20 protein-coding genes are annotated in these 23,092 nt (G+C 70.8%); 4 read left to right on the forward strand and 16 right to left on the reverse strand.

Going from position 1 to position 23,092, the window contains the following annotated elements; translation table 11 throughout:
* Positions 1-289: 289 nt before the first annotated feature.
* Entirely contained in the window at positions 290-481 is a 192-nt protein-coding gene (locus ACFWBW_RS23355) for a hypothetical protein (RefSeq protein WP_385375399.1), read from the reverse strand.
* A gap of 181 nt (positions 482-662) precedes the next feature.
* Positions 663-920 (reverse strand): hypothetical protein, encoded by a 258-nt coding sequence (locus ACFWBW_RS23360; RefSeq protein WP_385375402.1) that lies wholly within the window; start codon positions 918-920, stop codon positions 663-665.
* A gap of 263 nt (positions 921-1,183) precedes the next feature.
* On the opposite strand from ACFWBW_RS23360, the gene ACFWBW_RS23365 reads away from it, so the two are divergent.
* On the forward strand, positions 1,184-2,656 hold the full coding sequence (locus ACFWBW_RS23365; protein WP_385375404.1) for a KamA family radical SAM protein: 1,473 nt from the start codon (positions 1,184-1,186) through the stop codon (positions 2,654-2,656).
* 11 nt (positions 2,657-2,667) lie between these two features.
* Here the strand turns inward: ACFWBW_RS23365 and ACFWBW_RS23370 are convergent, their stop codons facing one another.
* On the reverse strand, positions 2,668-2,823 hold the full coding sequence (locus tag ACFWBW_RS23370) for a hypothetical protein (RefSeq protein ID WP_385375407.1): 156 nt from the start codon (positions 2,821-2,823) through the stop codon (positions 2,668-2,670).
* 122 nt (positions 2,824-2,945) lie between these two features.
* Between ACFWBW_RS23370 and ACFWBW_RS23375 the strand changes: the two genes are divergently transcribed.
* A complete protein-coding gene (locus ACFWBW_RS23375) occupies positions 2,946-4,619 on the forward strand; it encodes a BCCT family transporter (protein ID WP_385375410.1) in 1,674 nt (557 codons plus the stop codon).
* A gap of 742 nt (positions 4,620-5,361) precedes the next feature.
* Here the strand turns inward: ACFWBW_RS23375 and ACFWBW_RS23380 are convergent.
* The 6 genes from ACFWBW_RS23380 to ACFWBW_RS23405 form a co-directional block, all read right to left on the reverse strand.
* Positions 5,362-6,054: a CPBP family intramembrane glutamic endopeptidase gene (locus ACFWBW_RS23380; RefSeq protein WP_385375413.1), complete on the reverse strand. Its 693-nt coding sequence runs from the start codon at positions 6,052-6,054 to the stop codon at positions 5,362-5,364.
* Positions 6,055-7,112: 1,058 nt separating this feature from the next.
* On the reverse strand, positions 7,113-8,627 hold the full coding sequence (locus ACFWBW_RS23385) for an MFS transporter (RefSeq protein WP_385375415.1): 1,515 nt from the start codon (positions 8,625-8,627) through the stop codon (positions 7,113-7,115).
* A 209-nt stretch (positions 8,628-8,836) separates the two neighbouring features.
* On the reverse strand, positions 8,837-9,424 hold the full coding sequence (locus ACFWBW_RS23390; protein WP_385375418.1) for a GNAT family N-acetyltransferase: 588 nt from the start codon (positions 9,422-9,424) through the stop codon (positions 8,837-8,839).
* 56 nt (positions 9,425-9,480) lie between these two features.
* Positions 9,481-9,609 (reverse strand): hypothetical protein, encoded by a 129-nt coding sequence (locus ACFWBW_RS23395; RefSeq protein ID WP_385375421.1) that lies wholly within the window; start codon positions 9,607-9,609, stop codon positions 9,481-9,483.
* Positions 9,610-9,724: 115 nt separating this feature from the next.
* Positions 9,725-10,045, reverse strand: a complete 321-nt coding sequence (locus tag ACFWBW_RS23400) for a hypothetical protein (protein ID WP_385375424.1) — start codon at positions 10,043-10,045, stop codon at positions 9,725-9,727.
* A 1,092-nt stretch (positions 10,046-11,137) separates the two neighbouring features.
* Entirely contained in the window at positions 11,138-11,716 is a 579-nt protein-coding gene (locus tag ACFWBW_RS23405; protein WP_385375428.1) for a snapalysin family zinc-dependent metalloprotease, read from the reverse strand.
* 430 nt (positions 11,717-12,146) lie between these two features.
* Here ACFWBW_RS23405 and ACFWBW_RS23410 point away from each other — a divergent pair, with 430 nt between their 5' ends.
* Positions 12,147-13,322 (forward strand): hypothetical protein, encoded by a 1,176-nt coding sequence (locus tag ACFWBW_RS23410; RefSeq protein WP_385375431.1) that lies wholly within the window; start codon positions 12,147-12,149, stop codon positions 13,320-13,322.
* Positions 13,323-13,479: 157 nt separating this feature from the next.
* Here the strand turns inward: ACFWBW_RS23410 and ACFWBW_RS23415 are convergent, their stop codons facing one another.
* From ACFWBW_RS23415 to ACFWBW_RS23425, 3 genes are all read right to left on the reverse strand, one after another.
* Positions 13,480-13,710 carry a hypothetical protein gene (locus tag ACFWBW_RS23415; RefSeq protein WP_385375434.1) on the reverse strand — a complete coding sequence of 77 codons (231 nt, stop codon included), beginning with the start codon at positions 13,708-13,710 and terminating at the stop codon, positions 13,480-13,482.
* 169 nt (positions 13,711-13,879) lie between these two features.
* Complete coding sequence (locus tag ACFWBW_RS23420) at positions 13,880-14,587, reverse strand: response regulator (RefSeq protein WP_385375437.1); 708 nt, start codon at positions 14,585-14,587, stop codon at positions 13,880-13,882.
* Positions 14,584-15,744 (reverse strand): sensor histidine kinase, encoded by a 1,161-nt coding sequence (locus ACFWBW_RS23425; RefSeq protein ID WP_385375440.1) that lies wholly within the window; start codon positions 15,742-15,744, stop codon positions 14,584-14,586. Before ACFWBW_RS23425 ends, ACFWBW_RS23420 begins: the two co-directional genes overlap by 4 nt.
* Positions 15,745-16,026: 282 nt before the next feature.
* Between ACFWBW_RS23425 and ACFWBW_RS23430 the strand changes: the two genes are divergently transcribed.
* Positions 16,027-16,938: a hypothetical protein gene (locus ACFWBW_RS23430; RefSeq protein ID WP_385375442.1), complete on the forward strand. Its 912-nt coding sequence runs from the start codon at positions 16,027-16,029 to the stop codon at positions 16,936-16,938.
* Positions 16,939-16,957: 19 nt separating this feature from the next.
* Here the strand turns inward: ACFWBW_RS23430 and ACFWBW_RS23435 are convergent, their stop codons facing one another.
* From ACFWBW_RS23435 to ACFWBW_RS23450, 4 genes are all read right to left on the reverse strand, one after another.
* Positions 16,958-17,113, reverse strand: a complete 156-nt coding sequence (locus tag ACFWBW_RS23435; RefSeq protein ID WP_385375445.1) for a hypothetical protein — start codon at positions 17,111-17,113, stop codon at positions 16,958-16,960.
* A 17-nt stretch (positions 17,114-17,130) separates the two neighbouring features.
* Positions 17,131-18,171 carry a WD40 repeat domain-containing protein gene (locus ACFWBW_RS23440; RefSeq protein ID WP_385375448.1) on the reverse strand — a complete coding sequence of 347 codons (1,041 nt, stop codon included), beginning with the start codon at positions 18,169-18,171 and terminating at the stop codon, positions 17,131-17,133.
* Positions 18,172-18,270: 99 nt separating this feature from the next.
* A complete protein-coding gene (locus ACFWBW_RS23445) occupies positions 18,271-21,189 on the reverse strand; it encodes a hypothetical protein (protein ID WP_385375452.1) in 2,919 nt (972 codons plus the stop codon).
* The gene (locus ACFWBW_RS23450; protein ID WP_385375455.1) at positions 21,190-23,052 is read right to left on the reverse strand and encodes an HSP90 family protein; all 1,863 of its coding nucleotides are present in this window, start codon (positions 23,050-23,052) and stop codon (positions 21,190-21,192) included.
* Between the last annotated feature and the right edge of the window lie 40 nt (positions 23,053-23,092).

The raw sequence follows: 23,092 nt of genomic DNA on the forward strand, positions 1-23,092 counted from the left end.
GGGCGAGGCGACGCACGGCGGGGCGGGGCACGGCGCGGCAGAGCGGATCGCGGCGCGGCGGTGCACGCGGTGGCGTGGCCGGAGTGTGCGTGGCGCCTCCCGCCCACGGGCCGGCTGCCCCGGGTCCAGGATTCACCGCGTCCCCGATTGACCGGTTCTCCGATTGACCGGTTCTCCGATTGACCGGTTCTCCGAATCACCGGTTCTCCGAATCACCGGTTCTCCGAATCACCGCGTCGGCGCGCGGCCCCGGACCGGTGTTCGACCGACGGGTTGCCGGCCGGGCTGGTCAGTCCCAGGCCCAGGTGTCCTTACCGCCGGCGGTGCCGCCCTGGCCGGCCGGCGCCTGCTGCGCCTCCGCCACGGAATTGACCGTGCTCTGCGGGGCGGCGGACGCCGTGGCCGAAAGAGATATCCCGGCGACGGCCACAGAAACCGCGACGACGGCCATGCGGACGGAAGTCTTCATACGTGCGGTCATTTCGTTCTCCTCTGAAATATTCGTCGTTCTCTCACCGCGGGCGCTTTCGGTCGCCGGGATGCTTTCCGGGCGCTTTCCGTTCGGCGATGACTCGATCCTGGCCTGTCCGCGGCGCCGTGTCAGCCCTTCCCGCGTGGCCGCTGGAGGCCATGTCACCCCCCTGCCAGGTGGCCGCCCGCTGTCACCATCCGTACGGAGGCTCCGATTCCTCACCTGCGGCGGACACGCCGAGCATGAGGTCCCCGCCGCACTCCACCAGCCGCCAGGAGTCCAGGACTTCACAGGTCAGCCAGTCCATCCAGGCGGACCTGGCGGTGTCCTCGGCGGCCCGCAGACCGGGTGCGGTCACGAAGGTCATCGCGACCACGCAGTGCGGCAGCCGCCGCAGGGTGACGTGCTGGACGTTTCGTCCCGGCCGCGCGGCGAGCAACGCGCCCAACGGGCCGAGGTCTACTCCCCGGAGCGGGTCCGAAACCCCAGGGGGGATCTGGAGAATCACTTTGATTGCGTACACGGAACGCACCTTAGGGGGCGCACCCATTCGGCTTCCCGGCACCGTTCGTGGCCGATTGGAGCCATGGCACCGAACGGCCAGTGCGCGGCCACCGAGCCTAGCTGAAATGGCTCAATAATCGAGGAACTCGACGCTCTTGGAAGCCGTCCGAGCCGTCCGAAGCAATCTCTCTAAGCGAGGTAAGGCACGTGCCGGAACTGTCACCGACCATCGGCCGGAGCGGCCCCGACGAGCCGCACGACGAGCAGCCCTACACGTACCGCCGGGAGCCGCTGTCCGAGCCCGACTGGCGCCGGTTCCCGGCCTGGCGCGACGTCACCGAGGCCGAGTGGAGGGACCCGCAGTGGCAGCGCGTCCACTGCGTGCGCAACGTCCGCCAGCTCCGCGCGGTCGTCGGCGACGCCCTCTCCGACGAGTTCTGCGCAGACCTGACGGACGATCAGGCGCAGTGGGCCACGATGTCGCTGCTGGTGCCGCCCCAGATGCTCAACACGATCGCTCCGCAGGCCGTCCCGCGTGGTCCGGGCAGCCTGACGGACGCCTTCGTCCACGACCCGGTGCGGCGCTACATGCTCCCCCTGCGCAGTGACCGCACCGACCCCGCGCTCGACGGCTGGACCAGCCATCCCTTCGCCTCCCGCGACTCCTTGCACGAGCAGGACATGTGGATCACCGAGGGACTGGTGCACCGCTACCCGACGAAGGTGCTGGCGGAGCTGCTGCCGACCTGCCCGCAGTACTGCGGTCACTGCACCCGGATGGACCTGGTGGGCAATTCGGTGCCCCAGGTCGCGAAGCTCAAGTTCTCCGCCAAGCCCGCGGACCGGCTCGACGCGATGCTCCGCTACCTGGAATCGTCGCCGGGCATCCGGGACGTCGTCGTATCGGGCGGCGACCTCGCCAACATGCCGTGGCCGCGCCTGGAGGCCTTCGTCACCCGGCTGCTGGAGCTGGAGAACATACGGGACATCCGGCTGGCGTCGAAGGCCCTCGTCGGCCTCCCCCAGCACTGGCTGGCCGCGGACGTGCTCGCCGGCCTGGAGCGGCTCGCCTCCCTGGCGCGCTCCCGCGACGTCAGCCTCGCCCTGCACACCCACGCGAACGCGGCGCAGTCCGTCACCCCGCTGGTCGCGGAGGCCTCCCGCGCCGTCCTGGCGACCGGAATCCGGGACGTGCGCAACCAGGGCGTGTTGCTGCGGGGCGTCAACGACTCCCCCGAAGCGCTGCTGGACCTCTGCTTCGCCCTGGCCGACCACGCCGGTGTCACGCCGTACTACTTCTACATGTGCGACATGATCCCCAACGCCGAGCACTGGCGGGTCGCCCTGCACGAGGCGCAGCGACTGCAAACGAGCATCCTGGGCTGGCTTCCCGGCTTCGCCACACCGCGGATCGTCTGCGACGTCCCGCTGGTGGGCAAGCGCTGGGTGCACCAGACCACGGAGTACGACCGCACGCTGGGCATCAGCCACTGGGACAAGAACTACCGGACCCGGCTGGACACCACGGGCGAGGGTCCCGGCGACGGCGCGTACGTCTATTACGACCCGATCCACACCCTCCCGGAGGAGGGACGCACGTGGTGGCGCGAACGCTGGGGCACGCCGGCCCAGGGCGCCACCCCGCTCCCGCCGGCCGGGGCACCCCTCCCGATCGGCTGACCACGGCCCCGTCAGGGCTGCCGGCCGGCAGCCGACCACCGGCACCACGCTGTCGGCGCGGCCTGCAGTTCGAGTACGGCCGGTCGGTCGAGGGGGTCGACGGTCCGGCCGGCGCGGAGGCTGCCGCTGTCGAGCTGGTCGAGTGCGCGCGTGGCCGTCTTGATCACGGCCGGGAGTGCGGCGGCGGCGTCGCGTCCTGCGAACCTAACGGTCCGATATGAGCTTGAATGCGAATGATGTGATGCTCTATCACAACATGAGGTTCCGCATTCTGGTGAAGGGGGCTTCGTTGGCGACCGATCAACGTTCCCGCACGGACAGGGTGGTCTTCGGGGTCACTGCGGTCCTGACACTCGCCTTCGTCCTGTGGGGCGCAGTGGCGACGGACTCGCTGGAGAGCGTGTCGAGCAGCCTGCTCGAAGGGCTCATCCACAACGGCGGCTGGGCTTTCATGCTCGCTGCCAGCGCTTTCGTTGTCTTTGCCCTCTGGTTGGCGATCAGCCGCTATGGACGGATCTGCCTCGGCCGCGAGGGCGAGCCGCCGGAGTTCCGCACCGTCTCCTGGGTCGCCATGATGTTCAGCGCCGGCATGGGCATCGGGCTCATGTTCTACGGTGTGAGCGAACCCCTGGCGCACTACGGGAAGCCTCCGCCCGGCACTCACCCCGTCGACTCCGCCGAGCGGATGCAGACCTCCATGGCCACCACTCTGTTCCACTGGACGCTCCACCCCTGGGCGATCTACGCGGTCGTCGGCCTCGCCATTGCCTACAGCACGTTCCGTCGCAACCGCCGCCAGACGATCAGTGCGGTGTTCGAGCCGCTGATCGGCGCCCGACACGCACACGGCGGCATCGGCCGTGTCATCGACATCGTGGCCATCTTCGCCACCCTCTTCGGCTCCGCGGCCTCGCTGGGCCTCGGGGCCCTCCAGATCGGCAGCGGCTTTCGTGAACTGGGCTGGATGGAGTCGGTCAGCACCGCGCTCCTCGTCGCCATCATCGCCGTCCTGACCGTCGCCTTCGTCGCCTCCGCCGTCTCCGGCGTGGAACGTGGCATCCAGTGGCTTTCGAACATCAACATGGTGCTCGCCCTCCTCCTCGTCGTGTTCGTGTTCATCGCCGGGCCGACCATCATCGTGCTCGACCTCCTGCCCACCTCCCTCGGCGCCTACCTCGGCGACCTCCCCCAGCTCATCGGCCGCACCGAGGCCACCGGCGCCGGCGAGGTCGCCGAATGGCTGGGCAGCTGGACGGTCTTCTACTGGGCCTGGTGGATCTCCTGGACGCCGTTCGTCGGCATGTTCATCGCCCGGATCAGCCGCGGACGCACCATCCGGCAGTTCGTCGGCGGCGTCATTCTCGTACCGAGCACAGTCAGCCTGCTCTGGTTCGCCGTCTTCGGCGGCACGGCCATGAAGCTCCGGGAGAGCGGCGGCCTCGAGGAGGAGAGCACCCCCGAGGGACAGCTCTTCGGACTGCTCCAGCAGTTCCCCATCGCCACCGCGATGAGCCTGCTGGTCATGGTCCTCGTTGCCATTTTCTTCGTCTCCGGCGCCGACGCCGCCTCCATCGTGATGGGCACGCTCTCACAGAAGGGCGTCCTGGAACCGTCCCGGCTGGTGGTCGTCTTCTGGGGCGTGGTCACCGGCGCCGTCGCGGCCGTCATGCTGCTCATCGGCAACGGCAAGGGCGACGCACTCGCCGGACTGCAGAACCTGACGATCCTCGTGGCAGCGCCGTTCACCCTGGTCATGATCGGCATGTGCGTGGCACTCGTACGGGACCTGCGCCAGGACCCGCTCATCGTCCAGGGCGAACAGGGTGAGGAAGCCGTCGCCGTCGCCGTGGCCGCCGGCCACGAGGAGTTCGGCGGCGACTTCGAGATCCGCATCGGCCCGGCCGGCGACCGAGAAGCGGACACCGGGCAGCCCCCTGAGGCACCTCAGCCCCCGAATCCGTAGGACAGCCGAGCGCCTGGCGCTCCCCTCTCGATTACGGTCGGCGCCCCCTGTTGCGACAGCCGTGGCTCCGGCGCCGCGGCCTTGAGTGGGGCACGCCCGACCTGGTGCGCGCCCGGCCTGTGGAGCTTGCGGCGTACCCGCTCTCCGCACAAAGGCTCCTGCGCGCTCTCGACGGCGGCCAAAGCCCAGGAGCCGGGGCCGGCGGCCCAGGTGCGGGCCACCTTCCCCTCCGGCTCGGCGAGCTGTCGCGGCACGACGCCGGCCCGATGGTCTTGGAACTCGCCGTCCACGAGGAGTGCCGCGTGGCACCGCCGGTCGGTTACCAGGTCGGCAAGTGTGAGGCTGTGAGGCCGTCGCCGACAGGTCGGCTCAGCTGGGTGACGCGTTCGCCTGGGTGCGGTGTTCCACAGCGGCGGCAACTGGTGGTGAACTTCGCCGGTCTCCTGGCGCAGAAGATGCCCAAGCGCCAGGTCCGGCCGTGGGGTAGCACCTTCGCCTTCGCCTGGGTGCGCCTCTACGAGCACCTGGGGCCGCCGCCAGTACGTGAAGGGATTCCTCCGCGTCTACGACCCTGCCGGTAACGAGACACCCGGGGTCATCACCTGCACGGCCTCGGGTAGAGACCGGGAGGGCCGCGCGGTCGAGGCGGCCTACATCACTGCCTGGCCTGCTGCCAGAACGGCAGCAGGCCAGGCAGATGCCCGTCCCGCCCCCTTCACCCATGTCTCCGAATTGGCCGTTATCAGCTGTCCACGGTGGTTCTGCGGCTCCCGCGGAGCAGGAAGACGGCCACGACCGAGAAGGCGATCATGATGATCGTGACCGCCGAGGCGAGGACGGACCAACCCCCGGTCTGGTCCGTGACCGTCTTGTCAACGCCGCCGCCGGCGAGGGATGTCGTCGGGTCGGTGAGGGCGTGGAGGGCGATCGCGGCCCAGACCGTGCCGGTGACGCGCATGGTGAGGTACACGCAGACGCCGAAACCGAAGGTGTAGATCACCGTGAGGAACACCGTGCTCCACTTCATCCCGGACAGCACGTTCGTGACGTGCATGAGGGCGAACAGCAGCGAGGACACCACCATCACGAACCGCTCGGAGTGACCGGCGCCGCGCAGCGTCTGGACCACGAGGCCGCGTGTCGCCAGTTCCTCGGCGAGTCCCACGCAGACACCGAGGACAGCGATGAGAACGACCTGTTCCGGCTGCCAGATGCTCCAGTCAGTGGACGCGGCATGACAGACGATCGCGGTGACCACGAGCGCGGGGCCGATCCACATCCAGCCCCGGCCGCGAACCGTCTGCCGGCCGAAGACGGAGCGGAGCCATCCGATGGAGGCCGTGAAGCCGAGAAGCGTCACCGCACCTATCGCGATCGGCAGCACCAGGCCGAAGAAGATGCTGGCACCGGTCGCCAGCACGTTGTCCTTGCTCATTTAAGACCATCGAATAATAGAGCATCAGAATACCGCTAACCGGACACATGGATGCATGGATGCGCGAGGCGGCTGAAAGCCCAGCGCAGCAGGTCGCGGTCCGGGCGCGGGCGCCCGGTGCGCTCCAGGGCAGTGCACATGGGGGCGGCCTGTTCGTCGGCGAAGGTGATGTCGGACGGGGCGGCGTCTTCCCAGACGGGGTGGAAGAGCGGGACGAAGTCGAGGACCCTTCGGGCGTGACGCGGGTGAACTGCTGCCAGATGAAGATCCGGGAGGACAGCATCGGTTGGGGGCACAGGACAGTACGGCCGCCGGCTCAGCCGACGAAGACGATCACGACCCGCAGGCCGTGGTCACCGCCGTGACCGGCAACCCCAAGCTGGACTGCACCGACAACCTCGCCGAATCCGTCCACGGAGCCGAGCCTTCGCGCATCGCCGGCTGTTCCGTCCACCAGCTCGGACGCCCCGGAGAGTTGAGCCACTCCCCCAGGAGAAACCCTCCCCCCGCATCACTGCCCCCAGCCCTGGAGGGTGCCCGCCCATGGCCAGTCACGACGTTCTGCTCCGTCGCGCCGCTGACTCCGACGCACGTCCCACGGCCGACGTCTGACTGCGTTCCCTCACCGCCGCACTGCCCACCGTGCGCTGCGCCCACGACGAAAGCCGACGCACACGACTGGTTCGCCCGCGTCCTCGTATCGGCGCACCAGTTCTACGAGCCCCACGGCTTCAGCCCGGTCCAGCGCACGGATGGGCTGCGCAACGACGTGCGCGAGCCGGACGTCCGAGGCATCTGGCAGCCCCACCGGCACGCTGACGTTGAAGGCGGTCACCCCGGACTCCGGGGTGACCGCCTTCAACGTCGTGGAGCCCGGTCTACGGAGTGGCAACGACAGCTCTGATCGTCGGTGGCAGCGGCTCCCCCGGGACCGAGTTGGTCCGGCAGGTGAGAGAGCAGCAGGGCACACCACCGTCGCGGCCTATGCGGCCAAGCCCGGCGCCGCCTTCACCGGCCGGGTGTCGATCGACGCCGCCCTCTTCCGAGCCGCACGCGGCTCAGAACTTCGGGTCCGGGAACTGTGCCGCGCACAGCTCCGCGGCCTCTTCCTGGGTCTCGACGGAGGGAGGGGAACCGTCGAGCGGTTGGCGCGCGGTCTCCTTCATGCAGGCCACGGCGATGATGCCGACCAGCGCCGCCCCCATCGAGTAGTAGGCGGGCATCAGGTTCGAGCCGCTCCAGCTGATCAGGGCGGTGACCACCAGCGGGGTCGTCCCGCCGAAGAGCGAGGTCGACAGGTTGTAGCCGACCGACAGGGAGCCGTACCGGACCTGCGTCGGGAACAGAGCGGGCAGGGCGGCGGACATCGTCGCGAGCAGGCAGACGAGCGACAGCCCCAGCGCGAGCATGCCGAGCCCGACCGTGAGGACGCTGCCCTGGCCGATCAGGAGGAACGCGGGCAGGGAGAGCAGGAAGAACCCCGCCATGCCCGTCATCAGCACCGGCTTGCGGCCGAAGCGGTCGGAGAGCCTGCCGACCCGGCTGATCACCAGCATCAGGAAGAGCATCATGCCCAGCAGGACGAGCAGGCCGTGCGTCTCGCTGTAGCCCAGCTCGTCGGACAAGTAGGTCGGCAGGTACGACAGCACCAGGTAGACGTTGATGTTGTACGCGCCGACCAGGCAGACGCACAGGACCAGCGTCGGCCAGTAAAGACGGAAGATCGTCGCGAGGTCGCCCTTGGTGGTGGAATCCACGGCGTCGCCGGCGTCCGCGGCGTCCGCGGTCTCCGTGGCGAGCGCCTTGCCGCCCTCCAGCTTCTGGAAGGCGGGCGTCTCGTCCAGGCGCAGCCGCAGATAGAGGCCGACCAGGCCCAGCGGCCCGGCGACGAGGAAGGGGACGCGCCAGCCCCAGGCCTCCATCTGGCCGTCGTCGAGCACGGCGTACAGCGTGGTGACGAGGCCGGCCGCGCCGACGTATCCGGCCAGAGTGCCGAACTCCAGGAAGCTGCCGAAGAAGCCACGGCGCTTGTCGGGCGCGTACTCGGCGATGAAGGTGGAGGCGCCGCCGTACTCACCGCCGGTCGAGAAGCCCTGCACCATGCGGAAGAGGATCAGCAGGGCGGGGGCCCACAGGCCGATCGCGGCGTGCGAAGGGATGAGTCCGATCGCGAACGTGCCCACCGCCATCATGATCATGGTGAGTGCCAGGACCCGTTTGCGGCCGAGGCGGTCGCCCATCGGGCCGAAGAACATCCCGCCCAGCGGCCGTACCAGGAAGGCCACGGCGAAGGTGGCGAACGAGGACAGCAGCTGGGTGGTGGCGTTCCCGGACGGGAAGAAGACGTGTCCGAGGGTGACGGCCAGATAGGAGTAGATGCCGAAGTCGAACCACTCCATGGCGTTGCCGAGCGAGGCCGCCTTGACGGCGCGCTTGACCGTCGCCTCGTCCGTGACGGTGATGTCTGTCCTGCGGAGTCTGGGGTTTCTGCGCTGCCTGACGGCACGGAAGAGGATGGGATGGCGCTTCACCGCTTCGGGATCGGCCACCTGCGGGGGATTGGGGGCCACCATGGGCCGGTCCTTTCCTCGGTGGGTGTTCCAGCCATCCCGTCTGCGCGGTCATCGTGCTCGCAAACGGTCCGGGCGACCGAATGCGATGTGGATCACACCGCTCCGCAGCCGAGCGGTGGGCGCGGGTGGTCCTTCTGCTTCATGTCCCACCCGCCCACTCCAGCGACGAACTGATCGGCCGCAGCGTGCGCTGAGATGCCGCGCGCCCGCTACTTCAACGAGAGCCACATGTCGACGCTCTCGATCCCCCGTTCGCGAAAGACTCCGGCCGGCCTGAATCCCGCCTTTTCGTAGGCGCGGATCGCCTGGGCATTGGAGGTTCGGGTGCCGCCGAAGAGGATGACGTGGCGGCATCCGCGCTGACGCAGGATGCCGAGCGCCCCTTTGAGCAGCTCGGTTCCGAGACCGTTGCCCTGCAAATGATCGGCAACGACGGGGGCGATGCGGCAGTCCTCGCCGTCCTCGATGGTCCACCCGAGATTCCGGTAACGCGCTTTCTCGCCCTCCGGGATTGCGAACTGGGCCAGCAGATAGGCCACCACGCGATCGTCATGGGCATCCGCCAGCACGAAACGCAGGGCGGTCAGGTCGTCGTCAAGAGCGGCACAGATCCGCTCCGCTTCAGTCCGGTCGAGCGGATGTGGGCGGTATCGCTCTCTGGTCTCCGCCGAGAGTGCTTCGAGGAACTCCCCAAAGCTGGAGGCGTCTCCACTCTTCAGAGCACGCAGGGTGGCGACAGCGCCGTTGATCCCGGTGACCGGCCTCGCGAGGAACGGGGGCGCCGTGGATTCGTCCATGCCGGGCAGCGTAACCGACCTGTACGGCGCTATCCATGACGGCTCCGACGCCGTGATCACAGCCCCCACATGCAGATCATCTCCGTCGTGGGCCCTGGGATCCGCCAGCCGGCCACAACGTCCTGTCGGGCTCGCGTGACATGCTCCAGACCGGCCCACTCGGTCAGCTGGGCGTACGTCGCCATCGAACGATCCTCTTCCGTCGCCTGTGGCCCTGCCCCTCCCTGACCCTATCGAGCCGGTCTCAGGTCAAGGCACGGCCGCACTTGCGGGACAACAACCTTTAGGGCCGGCTGGTATTCACGAAATGGTGCGGGGGGCCTCAGCCCCGCCGCCTGCTTGGACGGATCGGACGGTGCGTTCGTGGAAGGCGGCGAGGCCATCCGGTGGGAGGAGGGCCGGGCTACCGGTGAGGGTGTACCACTCCTCCGCCCCGGTGTACCGGATGCGGACGTGGACGGTGTCGTGGGGGCCGCGGGTGGTGGTCAGGGTGACGTCGCCCGTGATGACGCCGACCTCGTCCGTCATCGCGCCGCCGGGCCCCGCCTTGACGTGGGCGGTCAACGAAACCGATGACCCTTCCTGACCGGCGTGGTGGTAGGGGTGCGGTTGGGTGGTCATCGGCACGTCTCCAGCGTCTCGGTGAGCTTGGTCTTCTCTGTCTGGGCGATGGCAGGTGGTGGGTGCTCTGCACGTTCGTTCGTGGCGTCGGAGGGCTGCAGTCGTCGGGGCCCTGGCCGCCCTTTGCCCGGTTCGTCGCCGCCGATACCGCGCGGAGCTGTGGGTGGGGCAGGCCATTCGCGAACTCCTTGCGGCGCTCCGTAGTCCACCATCCGACTCCCGAGCGCCGGGCGTTCGCCAGGGGGACCATGTGCTCGGTGTCCGGCTCCCACCTGTTGAACCCCGTCATCAGCTGCCGGCCCGCGACCTTCAGGCCGGCGAGCTGACCGCAGGCCACCATCGTCGTCGACATGCCCGGCAGCGCCCGCACCCCAGGCGCACCCCCCGTTCCCCCGCCGTCCCTGGCCCGGGGACGGACGGTTTGGCGTCACCACACCGGCGCGCAGCTGAATCTGACGTGCCATAACCGCCCCAAACCCCATGAGAGAGAACCTCCGCTGACCCTGCCCACCGCGTCTACCCCGAAAGGCCACCAGGGCACCCCTGGCAGACGCCCGCACGAATCCACCCGGCCCGACTCGGAGGTACGCAGACACCGAGGGTGGATTCGGCCCGACGAGAGAAGGAGGACCGGCCGATGGCTGGGGTGGGCTCGCGGGCCATGGGCAGGCCTGGGGTCCGTTCCGTCTTCGGAGCACGCAGTGCGCCTCAGGTCCGCGTCGGTGCACGGGGGTTGATTTTCACACCCATGCGCGGCCTGTTCGGGAGCCCGTCCGTCCTCAGTTCCCCGCAGGGAGCGGGGTCGGGGGGACAGGGAAGGTCGGTAGGGCGTCCGTGGGGGGTGGGGAGGGGGCGGGGGTGAGGGTGGGGCAGACGCGGCGGAAGGGGACGCCCGGGGCCATCCGTTCCCATTCGGCGCGCGTGGGGTTGGCCGCGGCAAGGCGGCAGGCGCGGGTGGTCCCGGCCCCCGCTCACGGCGAACGGTCCGACGCAGAACGGAGCGCGTCAGCGGGCCGGCGCGGCCGCCCTCCGGGAGTCCAGTCCCGGCCAGGGCCCCGCACCGGCCCACCCGCCGATCAGCCGATCAGCCGATCAGGGGGCGTCGACGAGTACCCGCCCGTCGGTCGGCACGGTTGCCGTGAGCCCGTTCGCGTACGCGTTCTGCACGCGGGACCGCTCCGTCGCGTTGGGCACGGCGTTCGTGCAGGCCGTCCCGGCGCTGGACCCGGACATCAGCTGGGAGCACGGCCCCGGCTTGGTGTCCGGGAGGCCCAGGCTGTGGCCGAGCTCGTGCGCGGCGATGCGCGTCTTGTCGTACCCCTGGCTCACGGCCTGCGCGCCGAGTTCGACCCGCACCTGTCGCCCAGGACGGACCGGACCGAGGGTCGCCTGCGGCCAGCCGGTGGTGGCCACGATGACGATCTCGGCCCGGACCCCGGGCGCGGCCTCAACCAGCCGGACGTTGCTGACGTTCGCGTTCCAGGAAGCGACCCCGGCCGCGATGGCCGCTTCCCAGCCGCCCGCCCTGCTGTCATCGTAACGGAGCGTCACCACCGCTGCGGAGGCGTCCGATACGGGCGCGGGTGCCGCGGTAGCGGTCGCGGTGGGTGCCGCCGCGAGAACCATTGCGGCGGCGGATATGCCGACTTTCAGCCAGGTGCCCAGAGACATGGTCGTCTTCCTTCATGCATGGGGGGACCCGGCCCCTCGGTGGAGCCGGGGCACTGGAGACGCCGCCACCGCCCGCCTGTGGCCGCAACGTTCGGACAGCCGCCCCTCCGGAGCCCTAAGAAAATAGCCCCGCACCCCACCAACCCGTCATGCACCTGTCAGCCAATTCCGGCAGGCACTCCAGCCGGTGCCCGGTCAGCGGGCGCCACCGTCCAGGGGCCCTCTCGGCCGCGCTCGGCGAGCGGGTGCGCGCGGATCGGTTACGCACGCGCCTCTGGCGGCAGCAAGCCCGAGCAGGGGGCGAGAGGGAAGGGCAGGCCGAAGCAACTCACAACGCACGACCGGTGTGTCCCGAAAAGGGTAGATATTGATCTGATGTAAACAATGATCGAATCACCCCCGGCGCCTCCCCCGAAGAAGGAGTCAGACAATGAGGCCACTGCGTCGCCCCCGCCAGGCCGCCACCTTGCTCGCCGCGCCTGCATTCGCTCTCACTCTCGCCGGCCTGGCCGCCACCCCCGCTCACGCCGCCACCATCAACGTGCCCTGCTCCCCCGCCGCCCTCATCCAGGCCATCACCACCGCCAACAGCACCCCCACCACCTCCGACACCCTCAACCTTGCCCGCGACTGCACGTACGCCTACACCGAGCAGATCGCCGGCCCCGGCCAGGCCGCGCTCCCCCAGATCACCAGCCTCATCACCATCAACGGACGCAACGCCACCATCACGCGCGACGAGAGCGCCGGCAACGAATTCCGGTTCTTCAGCCTCCCCCCGACCTCGCGCGCGAACCTGACGCTCCGGGACCTCGCCCTCACCAACGCCAGAGCCGGAGGAGGCGCCCAGGGCGGGGCCATCCAGCTGGGATTCGGCACCGTTGCTTCCCTTGCCAACATCCGCCTCACCGGCAACACCTCCGGCAACGGAGGCGGCGCCATCAACAACAACAACGGAACCCTCCGCGTCGTGGGTTCCTACTTCAAGGGCAACAGCACCGAAGCCGGCCACGGCGGTGCCATCCTGAGCAGCGGCACCACACGCGTGGACCTCAGTGTCTTCACCTACAACTCCACCAGCCCGGTCAGCGGTGGCAACGGCGGAGCCATCGCGCACACCACCGCCTCTGCGCCCTTCGCCCTGACCGCGAGCATCCTCACCGGCAACGAGGCGAAGGTCCTGGGCGGCGCCGTCCACAACAACAGCTCCTCCGCGACCATCTCCGACTGCCAGATCCGCAGCAACGACGCCAGAACCGGCGGGGGCATCGCCAACTTCGGCACGCTCACCATCAACATGCTCACCGCCATCCGTGGCAACACGGCAAGCTTCTCCGGTGGCGGCATCTACAACTTCGGAACGCTCACGACCCGCAACACCACCATCGACAGGAACGCGGTCACCCAGGGAACCGGCGGCGGCATTCACAACCAGGGTGACGCAACGCTCAACGACTCCCGTGTCACGGGCAATACGGCGGCCTACGCTCCCGCCGGCATCCACAGCGAAGGCGGGAGCGTCACTCTGAACCACACCACCGTCGCGAACAACAACCCCGGCAACTGCGATCCCTCAAACCCCGCTGTCACCGGCTGCGCTCTGTAAGGTTCCCCCGGGGCGGGTGCACCGAGCCGGAAGAAGACCCGGTTCCTCGGCGGAGCCGGGATCCGCGCAAGATCCCCGTACGGATGCGCGGACCTGTTCGCACGCCGAGGGTCTGGCGTCCCGGACCCGCCCGGATTCCGGGGCTCAGCTGCCGTGCTCAGGCGACACGGGGCTGCTCATCGGCCAGGCGGTCGAGGTGGGCGTCGCGGGCAGTTTCCCACAGCACGCCGGTCTCGGGCGAGGGATAGCCGTGCGTGGCGATGTCCTCCAGCACGGAGGCGAGGACGTCGACCTTGGCGCGCTGTTCGGCCGCGTACGCGAGGACGGATGCGGCAGCGTGCTCGTCGAGGGGCTGACGGTCGGGCGCGGTGGCCGGCTGCTGGCTCATCCGGGGCTCCTGGGCTGTCATCTGGCGTGTGCCCCCACGATATCGCCGCTGTGGGGCCTGGGCGTCCGCTACGGGGAAACCATGTGCGGGAAGGGGGATCCTGCATGTGGCCCGGCCAGAACTGGACGAGGTGGCGCTCCGCTCCGACACCGGAGCCTTCAATGAGCCCTCAGCTCGGCATCAGGCCGCTCTGGTACGAGATCGCCACCGCTTGGGCTCGGTCGCGGGCGTCGAGCTTGGCCAGGATCCGCTTCACGTGCGTTTTGACGGTGGATTCCGCGAGGGAGAGCAGCTCGGCGATTTCCGTGTTGGACAGGCCTTGGGCGACCTGCCGCAGCACTTCGCGTTCGCGGGCGGTGAGCCGCTCCAGGCGGGCGTCGGCCGGTGCCCGCAGGCTCTCCGGGCGCGTGGGTGCGGGCTGGGCCGCAAGCCGGGTCAGGACGTCGCGGGTGACGGCCGGATCCAGCACGGCCTGGCCGGCCGCGACGGTCCGTACGGCGTCGATGAGGCGTTCGGGGGAGGCGCGTTTGAGGAGGAAACCGCTCGCGCCGGCCCGGATCGCACTCCATACGTATTCATCGTGGTGGAACGTCGTCAGGACCAGCACCCGGGTCGGCAGACCGGCGGCCACGATCCGCCGGGTCGCCTCGACCCCGTCGATGCCGGGCATCCGTACGTCCATCAGGATGACGTCGGGGACGAGTTCGTGGCACAGGCGGACGGCCTGGATGCCGTCCGCCGCCAGCCCGGCCACCTCCAGGCCGTCCTCGGTCCCGAGGATCAGTTCGAGGCCGGCCCGGAGCAGGGCGTCGTCGTCGGCCACCACGACCTTGATCCGGCGCTCGTCGCCGGCCGGTCCGACGGCGTGCCAGGTCATCGCACCGGGAGCGAGACGTGCAGGCGGAAACCGCCCTGCTCGCCCTGCCCGTGTTCGAGCCTGCCGCCCAGGATCGACACGCGTTCGGCGATGCCGAGCAGACCCCGTCCGGGCTCGTAGCCGTTGCCTGCGCCCTGGCCGTCGTCGCTGACCTCGATGTCGAGGCGGTCCCCCACCCGGCGGACGGTCACGTCGGCGGATCCGGCGCGGGCGTGCTTGACCGTGTTGGTGAGCGCCTCCTGCACGATCCGGTACGCCGACATGTCGATGCTGCTGGGGAGTTCGTCCCGGCCCGGATCCACCTGTGCCGCCACGCTGATACCGGCCTGCGCCATGCGATCCGTGAGTCGGCTCAGGTCGCCGAGCCTCGGCTGGGATCCGGCCGGTGCGGTGCGGCGCAACAGGCCCAGGACCCGGTCGAGTTCCTCCAGTGCCTCGCGGCCGGAGTCTTCCAGTTGTCCGAGCACCTCGCGGGCGCGTTCCGGGTCACGGTCGAGCAGTCGCCGGGTGGCGCCGGCCTGAACCAGCATCACGTTGACGGTGTGGCCGACGAGGTCGTGCAGCTCGCGCGCCATCCGGGCGCGCTCCCCCGCGATCACCTCCTCGCGAAGCCTGAGCTGGGTCGCGTCCCGTTCCTCCAGGCGCCGCGCGGCGCCGAAGCCGATGGCCCAGACGAGGAGCCACAGGAAGAGCACCCCGGCCGGCACCACGGACCAGACGTCGCGTTCCTGCTGTCCGGTGAAGTAGGCGATCATGCCGAGGAACGCGGCGAACGGACCGGCCCAGGCCCGGGTGCGGCTCGCGTGCAGGCCGAGGGAGTACAGGCCGATCAGGTTCGCGTACGGGGAGAGCGGGTTCTCCAGACCCCACAGCGCTTCGACGGACAGGGCCGCGGTACCCACCAGGTACGAGGCCAGCGGCGCGGTCCTGCGGCAGGCCAGCGGTCCCGCGACCGCCGCGCCGAACACGACGGCGCGCGCCGTGCCCGTGTCCGCCCCTGCGGCCGGCCCCAACTGTTCGACGAGCATGACGGCGAAGAAGGCCGCGGCGAGTACGACGTCCGCGGCGACGGGGCGGGCGAGCAGCAGCCGGTCCGTCGGCATCCGCCACGTGCGGGGCGGCCACCACGTGCTCAGGTGGTTCGCGGGTCGGCGCATCGCTGCCAGGTCCTTCCAGCCGGGGGGGGCGGGCTCCGGAAGCCGGCTGTCCCCTGTTGCCCTGTTGCCCGCACGTTAGCCGGGGACCGCGGGGTGCGCATCGTCCCTGTGGGGTACGCGGCCCCGGACGGCCACCCTCCCGGGGGCTGCCGGGTGCCCCCGGCAGGGGACGCGGCCGAGGCGGATCCGTTCCTAGCGTGGCGAGCACGAACCGCACCCGCTCCTGGAGGACCCGTGAACCGCTCGCCGGCAGCATCAGCGTCACCATGGCATCGCCCACTCATGCTGAACTCCGCTCTGATGTTTGCCATTTCGCTGCTCTGCGCCGTCGCCGCGCTGCTCGACGACCGTCAACTTCTGGGTGATTCGCTCTGGTTCAAACCGATGAAGTTCGGTGTGGCCTTCGGTATCTATGGAGTCACGCTCGCCTGGCTCCTGAGCCGGCTCAACAAGGGGAAGCGGCTGGGCTGGTGGACCGGCAGCATCATCGCGGTGGCCGGAGTGATCGACGTCTGCGCCGTCGTCTACGCCGCCGCCCACGGCACCTTCAGCCACTTCAACGAGAGCCCCGGCGCCGTCGCCCGGAACGTCTCCGCGGCCTTCTCGATCGGTGTCATGCCGCTCCTCCTGGCAACCCTGGTCATCGCGACGCTGGTGCTGTTCCAGTCCGGCACCGATCGGGCACTCACCGTCGCCCTGGGCGCGGGGCTCACGCTCGCTGCCGCCGGCATGGCCGTGGCCGCCTGGCTCAGCACCTTCTCCAGTGAGCCCCGTACCGTCCTGGACGCGGCCGGGAACCCGGTCGTGCTGAACGGTGCTCACGGGATCGGCGATCCCGACGGGCGGGGTATGCCGCTCACCGGCTGGAGCCTGACCGGCGGAGACCTCCGCGTACCCCACCTCGTCAGCATGCACGCCATCCACGTTCTCCTGCTGCTCATCGCCGTGATGCACCTGTACGGGACCCTCTTGCGCCGGCGGCTCGACGTCGGGGTCAGGACCCTGGTCGTCGGTGCGTTCGCGTGCTGGTACACGGGGTTGTTCGCCGTACTCACCTGGCAGGCACGACGCGGCCAGTCCGTGGCACACCCGGACCGGCAGACGCTGATCGCCCTCACCGCGGTGACGCTACTGACCCTCGCCCTCACCGCCCTTGGCCACTTCCTCACCACGCGGCGTACGCGGCATGCCTGATCCGCCGGTCGGCGGGCGCCTACGCCGATGCCGTCTGGGTGGCCTCGGTAGACAGCTGACTGTGGACCGGTACTGCCCTGCGGCCTCGGTCGACCATGCGGGCAGAGACCATGAGCAGCAGCGATGGGGCGGTGATGATGATCAGTGGCCACATCTCCACCACGATGGCGCCCATGAGCCGAATAGTCGGGGCTACCAGTCGAGCTCCCACAGCTTCAGGGTGCCGTCCGAGCTTCCCGAGAGCAGGTAGCGGTCGTCCGGGGTGAGGGCGATGCCGTAGACCTCGTCGGTGTGGTTTTCCAGGGTTCGTACGCAGCGGCCGGTCGTCGTGTCCCAGATGCGTATCCGGCCGTCGTCCTCGCCCGAGACGGCGAAGAGCCCATCGGAGGTGAACCGGGACGTCAGGACCTCGGTGGAACGGTCCCCGGGATCCGCGACCGAGCGGGGGTCCCGTACGTCCTCGAAGGCGCGTACGAGGTCACCCGTGCCGGCGTCGAGGAGCCAGAGGGTGCGGTCCCCGTGGTGGCCGGCCGCGAGCACGAGGCGGCCGTCGGGGCTCAGGCACACCGAGGAGACCCACGAGCCCGGGTGCGGGAACGCCGCGCACTCACCGCTGTCCACGTCCCATATTCGGATCTCGGCGTCGGAGCCGGCCGACACCGCTCGGCGTGCGTCCGGGGCGAGCCACACCGCGGTCGGCCAGACCGGGTGTCCCGTGAGCGTCCGCGTGCACGTGCCGTCGGCGAGGTCCCACATCCGCAGGGTCCGGTCCACGCAGATGCCCAGGGCGAAGCGGCCGGTGGAGCTGAAGGCGACCGCGCCCCGGTCGCCGCTGACGCCCGTGCTGCGATCGTGGTGCGGGCCCCTGGCCAACGGGCGCTGGCCGAGGGTGTTGAAGGTGTCGAACCGGCTCACCCGGCCGGTCACCGTGCACCGCATGAACTTCCCGTTGCCGCTCGCCAGCACCCACTGCCCCGGGACTGCGACCCCGGCCGAGCCCGAGCCGTCTGCCCCGAGGTCCCGCAGGAGTGTCCCGGTGGCGAGTTCCCACAGCCGGACCGGTTCGTTCCCGCCTCCGCACAGGCCTAGGCGACCGTCCGGGGAAATCGCCACCGTGCCCGGCCCGAACGACCCCGGCAGGGTACGGACCGTGGTCACTGCGCGGAGGCCGCCCGGCGGCGAAGCGCCCACCCGCCGGTCGTCCGCGTCGCCGCTGTCGTCCTCGCCACCCATCGTCCCCACCCCTCAGCCCCGGTCGAACGGTCGGGCCACAGTGTGCCCGAGCCAGGTGACGGGCCGGGGGCGGGACGGGTGCCGGACGGGTGCGGGGTGTCAGCGGCGCAGGTAATCCTGGCGGAGGGCCTCCAGGATGTCGGCGGCCTCGGTGAGACCGGCCTGGCTGCAGCGGGCGGCCGCCGTGCTGAGGCGGGCGACGGCCCCCTGGAAGTGGCCGAGGCCCTTGCCCTCGATCAGGGCGGCCATCCGTACCGCTTCGGCGCGCGGCACCTCGCCGTGCTCGCCGCCCTCCTCGTGGGCGGCGATGGCCGCCTCCGCCTCGGGCAGGGCCTCCTCGTAGCGCTCGACCTCCGCCAGGACACAGGCCCGGCGGTAGTGCACGGTGCCGCGCTCGAACCAGGGGGCGAAGTCCTCGGCGTCCTGCGGCACTCCGGCGCGGACCGCGTCCGCCCGCGCGAGGTGCTCCAGCGCCGCGTCCAGGCCTTCGGCCTCCCTGGCCGACACGGTGAGCCGCGCGAACTGGCACATCATGTGGATGAGCAGGGACGGGTTCGGCGCCTCGGCGTGCGAGGCGACCGCGCGCTCGTACGCCGCGGCCGCCGCGTCCCACCGGTCGGCCATCGCCAGCGTGACGGCCGCCTCCGCCGCCACCATGGTGTGGACCTCGCGGTCGTCCTCCCATGCGGCGACGGTGTCCGCCAGCCGCAGGAACTCCTCCGCCGCGGGCAGGTACTCACCGAGCTCGCGCAGTCCGCGGCCCAGGGACAGGCGCGCCTGGGCGAAGGCCCGTTCGTTGTCCGGGGCGGGAGTCTCGTCCCCCAGGAGGGATTCCAGGACCGCGACCGCGTCCTCCGGCCGGCCGCCGCGCCCCAGGACGTCCGCGAGCTGGAGGCGTACGTCGGTGGCTTCGGCCTGGTCCCCGTCCTGGTCGAACAGCGCGGCCGCCTCGGAGAGATGGCGTACGGCGCCACCCAGGTCCCCGAGGTGCGAGGCCGCGTGCCCGAGCAGGGAGTACGTGGGGGCCAGGGCGAAGTCCGTGTCGTCGTACCGGGCCGCGTCGGCGAGCGCGCGGTGCAGGAGCTCCGCCGCCTCCTCCGGCTCGCCCTTGGCGAGCAGGAACTGCGCGAGCAGGGCGCGCGGGCGCGTACCCCGCCAGGGCCGTGCGGAGGCGTCCACGGCGTCGAGGGCCGCGCGCAGCAGTTCCTCGGCCGCGTCCGTGTCACCCCCGCGGCCGGACAGGTCCGCGGTGAGCTGCAGGGCGTTGGCCACGTGGTGGGGTACGGACAGCCGCTCCGCTTCGGCGCGCAGGGTCCGGGCCCGCTCCTGGAACCGCTCCGCGGCGGCCCCCTCGGTCTCCGGCAGGTCCCGCAGCGCCTCCTGGTAGGCGGCGAAGGCATCGGAGTAGCGCACGGTGAGGTACTGCAGCGCGGTCTCCGTCGTCAGCGGAGCCTCGGCCGCGAGACGCTCGGCTTCGGCCACGACCTCGCCGAGGCCCGCGCGGGTCGCGTCGTGGTCCGCCTCGTCGGAGTTGTTCCGCCAGGCCAGGGAGCGGGCACGCGCCGACAGCGCGTGCCAGGGCATCCCCAGGCCCTCGTACAGCTCGGCCGCCCGCTTCAGCTCGACGACGCTCTCCTCGTCGCTCTCCTTCCTGGCGAGCTTATAAGCCCGTTGGTCGGCGAGTTCTGCCAGCAGGAGCTCCCGCGGGCCGAGCTCTTCGCCGGGGGCGGCGCTGCCGTCGGACAGGCGTTCCTCGACGCGGTCCCAGAGCCGGTTCTCCCCGGGGTGCCCCGCGGCGGCCAGCCGGCGTGCCTCGCGGACCAGCGTGGCGAAGTCCTGGGAAAGGTCCGCTCCGGCGGTGGGCGTCACGGCGACGGCTGCCGCCGCGCCGGCGTCCGCGGAAGGGCGGGGGGTCCGAGCGCGCAGGCCGAGCGACAGCGGCTCGTCGAGGATCGGGCGCCCCGCGAGACGGGTCCGCAGCCGGTCCCCCACGGCACTGGTGGCGTTGCGCGCGTCGAACGCGGCCGCGATCCGGCCGGCTTCGGAGCGTACGTGCGCGAGGAGCGCGTCGGCGCTCCAGTCGCGCCCGGGCGGCCCGGCAACCGCGGTGGCGGCGTGCCCGTCCTCGACGAGGCGGGTGAGCAGCACCCCCGCTCCGGTGAGGAAGCCGAGATGGGCCAGTGGCGCGCCGGTCGCCTCGAACAGCGGGCGGTTCTCCGCGAGGATCTCCAGCCCCCGCCCCTCGTTGCGGGACAGGGCGCAGAACTCCAGGTGGAGGCCCACTTCTTCCTGCGTTCCGGTGTTCCCCCGGACCCGGCGGTAGCCGCTGAGGTGGTGGGAGCGGGCCTCGTCCACGCGGCCCGAGCGCAGCAGGGGCAGCAGCGAGCGCGAGCGGCTCAGCTGCGGCTCCTCGGTGCAGCCGGTCTCCCCGTCGAGGACCGGACCCCAGATCTCCAGCGCCCCGGCCAAGTCACCGGAGTCCACCCGGTGCTGGGCGAGGTGCCGTATTTCGCAGGCCTCGCAGTCGCTCAACTCGGTGCGGGGACGCGTGGCCCACAGGTCGTAGGCGTCGGCGAGGCCGGTGCCCGTGTGGTGCGCGATGTGGTAGCGCATCGCCGCGACCGGCTGCATGCCGTGGTCGGCCGCCGCGTAGCGGCCGCGCATCGTCTCGAGCCATCCGTGGATGGCGGCCAGGGGTACTTCGGGCACCTGCAGCAGGGAGGTCGTCACCCACTTGAAGCGCCAGAAGACCTGATGGGCCTCCCACTGGCTGAAGGTGCCGGGGGCGGTGTCCCACAGCTTGAGCAGCCGTGCGAAGACCACGGGCGACTTGCGGTGCTCGCCGGTGAACTCGTACGAGGACATCAGCTCCAGCAGCGCCGTGACGAGGGTGTCGGGCTCGTCGAGGAGCTCGGCCGCGTCGACGATCTCCTCTGCGGTCACGGTGCGGTGCAGGCCGTGCGGCCGGTCGTGGTTCTCGCGGAGCGCCTCGATCACGGCCTCGGGGGTGTCCAGCATCTACAGTTCCTTCCGGGGCTCGGAGCCGGGTGCCGCCGTACCGTTGTGGTGCATGGCGTGGGTGAGCAGGCCGATGAAGGCCCGGTTCAACAGGGCGCTCTCGCCGGCCCGGAGCGGGCGGCGGCTGAGCAGCAGCGCCTGGCCGTAGAGGGCTTCGGCGGTCGTGACGGCCAGTCCGCGCTCGGCAATGGTGATCGCCTGGCGCACCAGCGGGTTGAGGTGGTTCAGGACGAGCTGGGCCCGCGGGGTCTCGTTGCGCAGGGAGCCGAGGATGTCGGCCCACACACCGTCGCTGTCGGCGGCCAGGCTCGACCTGGTCCGCTCGTGGCGGGCCTCCCGGTTGTCGAGGAGCAGGGCGGAGGCCGTGACGGGCTGGAAGTCGCGCAGGACGACGTCGCAGTCGTGGACGCCGACGGTCTCCCGGGCGATGGCGAGGAAGGCGGCGGCGCGCAGCTCGGCGGCGGGGTCGACGGCGTCGAGGTGGGCGGTGACGGTGGCCGGATCGAGGTCGGTGACGGACGTGCCGGGCCGGATCTCCGGCAGGCGCAGCACGAGGTCACGGTCGTAGGTGTAGCCGCCGTTGACGACGCCCAGGCCGGCCGCCGAGGCGATAGGCGCGACCTGGCGGAACTCCTCGACGCTGCGCGTGACCAGGAGGGTCGGGTGGGTGCGCGCGAACTCCTCGAGCGTGACGTTGCCGTCGGTGGTCTCGAAGGGCAGCCACGGCAGCACGATGCGCAGCAGCTCGTCGTCGTAGCGGGCGAGGGCCTTCACGGCGAGGTGGTGCGTTTCGATGAAACGGTGCAGGAGGGAGGGGTCGCTGGCGGCGAGCCCGGTGAGCCATTCGCGGATCCGTTCGCCCAGGGCGTCCCGGACGGCGGACAGCGTGCCGTCCTCGTACAGGGACTCCCGCGAGGCGGTCGGCCGCAGACTGGTGGTGTCGACGACGCAGCGGACGAAGAACGCCCACTCCGGGAGCAGTTCAGGCGCCTGGTCCGTGAGCAGCATGCCCTTGAGGTGGACGCGGTGGCCGGCCCGCTGCGCCGGGCTCATCGCCGTGGGCAGGACGTACGCGACGCCGCGCAGCCCGGCGGCCGGCAGGTCGAGGTCGATGGTGTCGAGCGGGGTGAAATCGAACAGGTTCCGGCAGTACGCGCTCATCGCCTCGCGGCGGGCCAGCGGGGAGCGGTGGGCCTGCTCCCAGGGGGGTGTCTCGTTGACCGTGTGGGTCTCGCCGCGCGGTCCGACGACGGTGACCTCGTGGCGCAGGAGGCCGCCGTAGTGCCTGGCCAGGGAGACGACCTGCTGGGGGCTGGTCCACTCGGCGGTGTCGGCCCGCGGGGTGAGGCGCACCGTGGTGCCCGGCTCCGGCACGGCCGAGGCGGGCAGGGTGCGGATGGTGTAGCGGCCGTCGGAGTGGCCGCGCCATTCGACGGCGGGCGCCGAGGGGTCGTCCGCCGTACGGCTGAGCACCGTGATCTCGTCGGCGACGACGAAGCAGGCGAGCAGACCGATGCCGAACTGGCCGATGAAGTCCCCGCGCGCCGCGTCGAGTCCCGCACCGTCCAGGGCCCCGTCGGGGGTCCGCTTCGAGCTTCGGCCGATGGTCGCGAGGAACCGGTGCACGTCGGCCTCGGTCAGGCCGATGCCGGTGTCCGTGACCGTGAGGGTCTCGCCGGTGCGCACCGTGATGGTGGCCGGGGAGCCGGGCGCGACGGCCTGGCGCGCGGTGATGGCGTCCACGGCGTTCTGCAGCAGCTCGCGCAGGTAGACGCGGGGGCTGGAGTAGAGGTGGTGGGAGAGCAGGTCGACGAGGCCGCGAAGATCGACCTGGAAGGTGTGGGACGTCTCGGAATCGGGCACCTGGCGGAATCTTTCGGTGGGGCCCCGTCCGCGTCGTGGG

Origin of the sequence: Streptomyces sp. NPDC059957, assembly GCF_042730015.1 — a bacterium.
GTDB lineage: Bacteria > Actinomycetota > Actinomycetes > Streptomycetales > Streptomycetaceae > Streptomyces.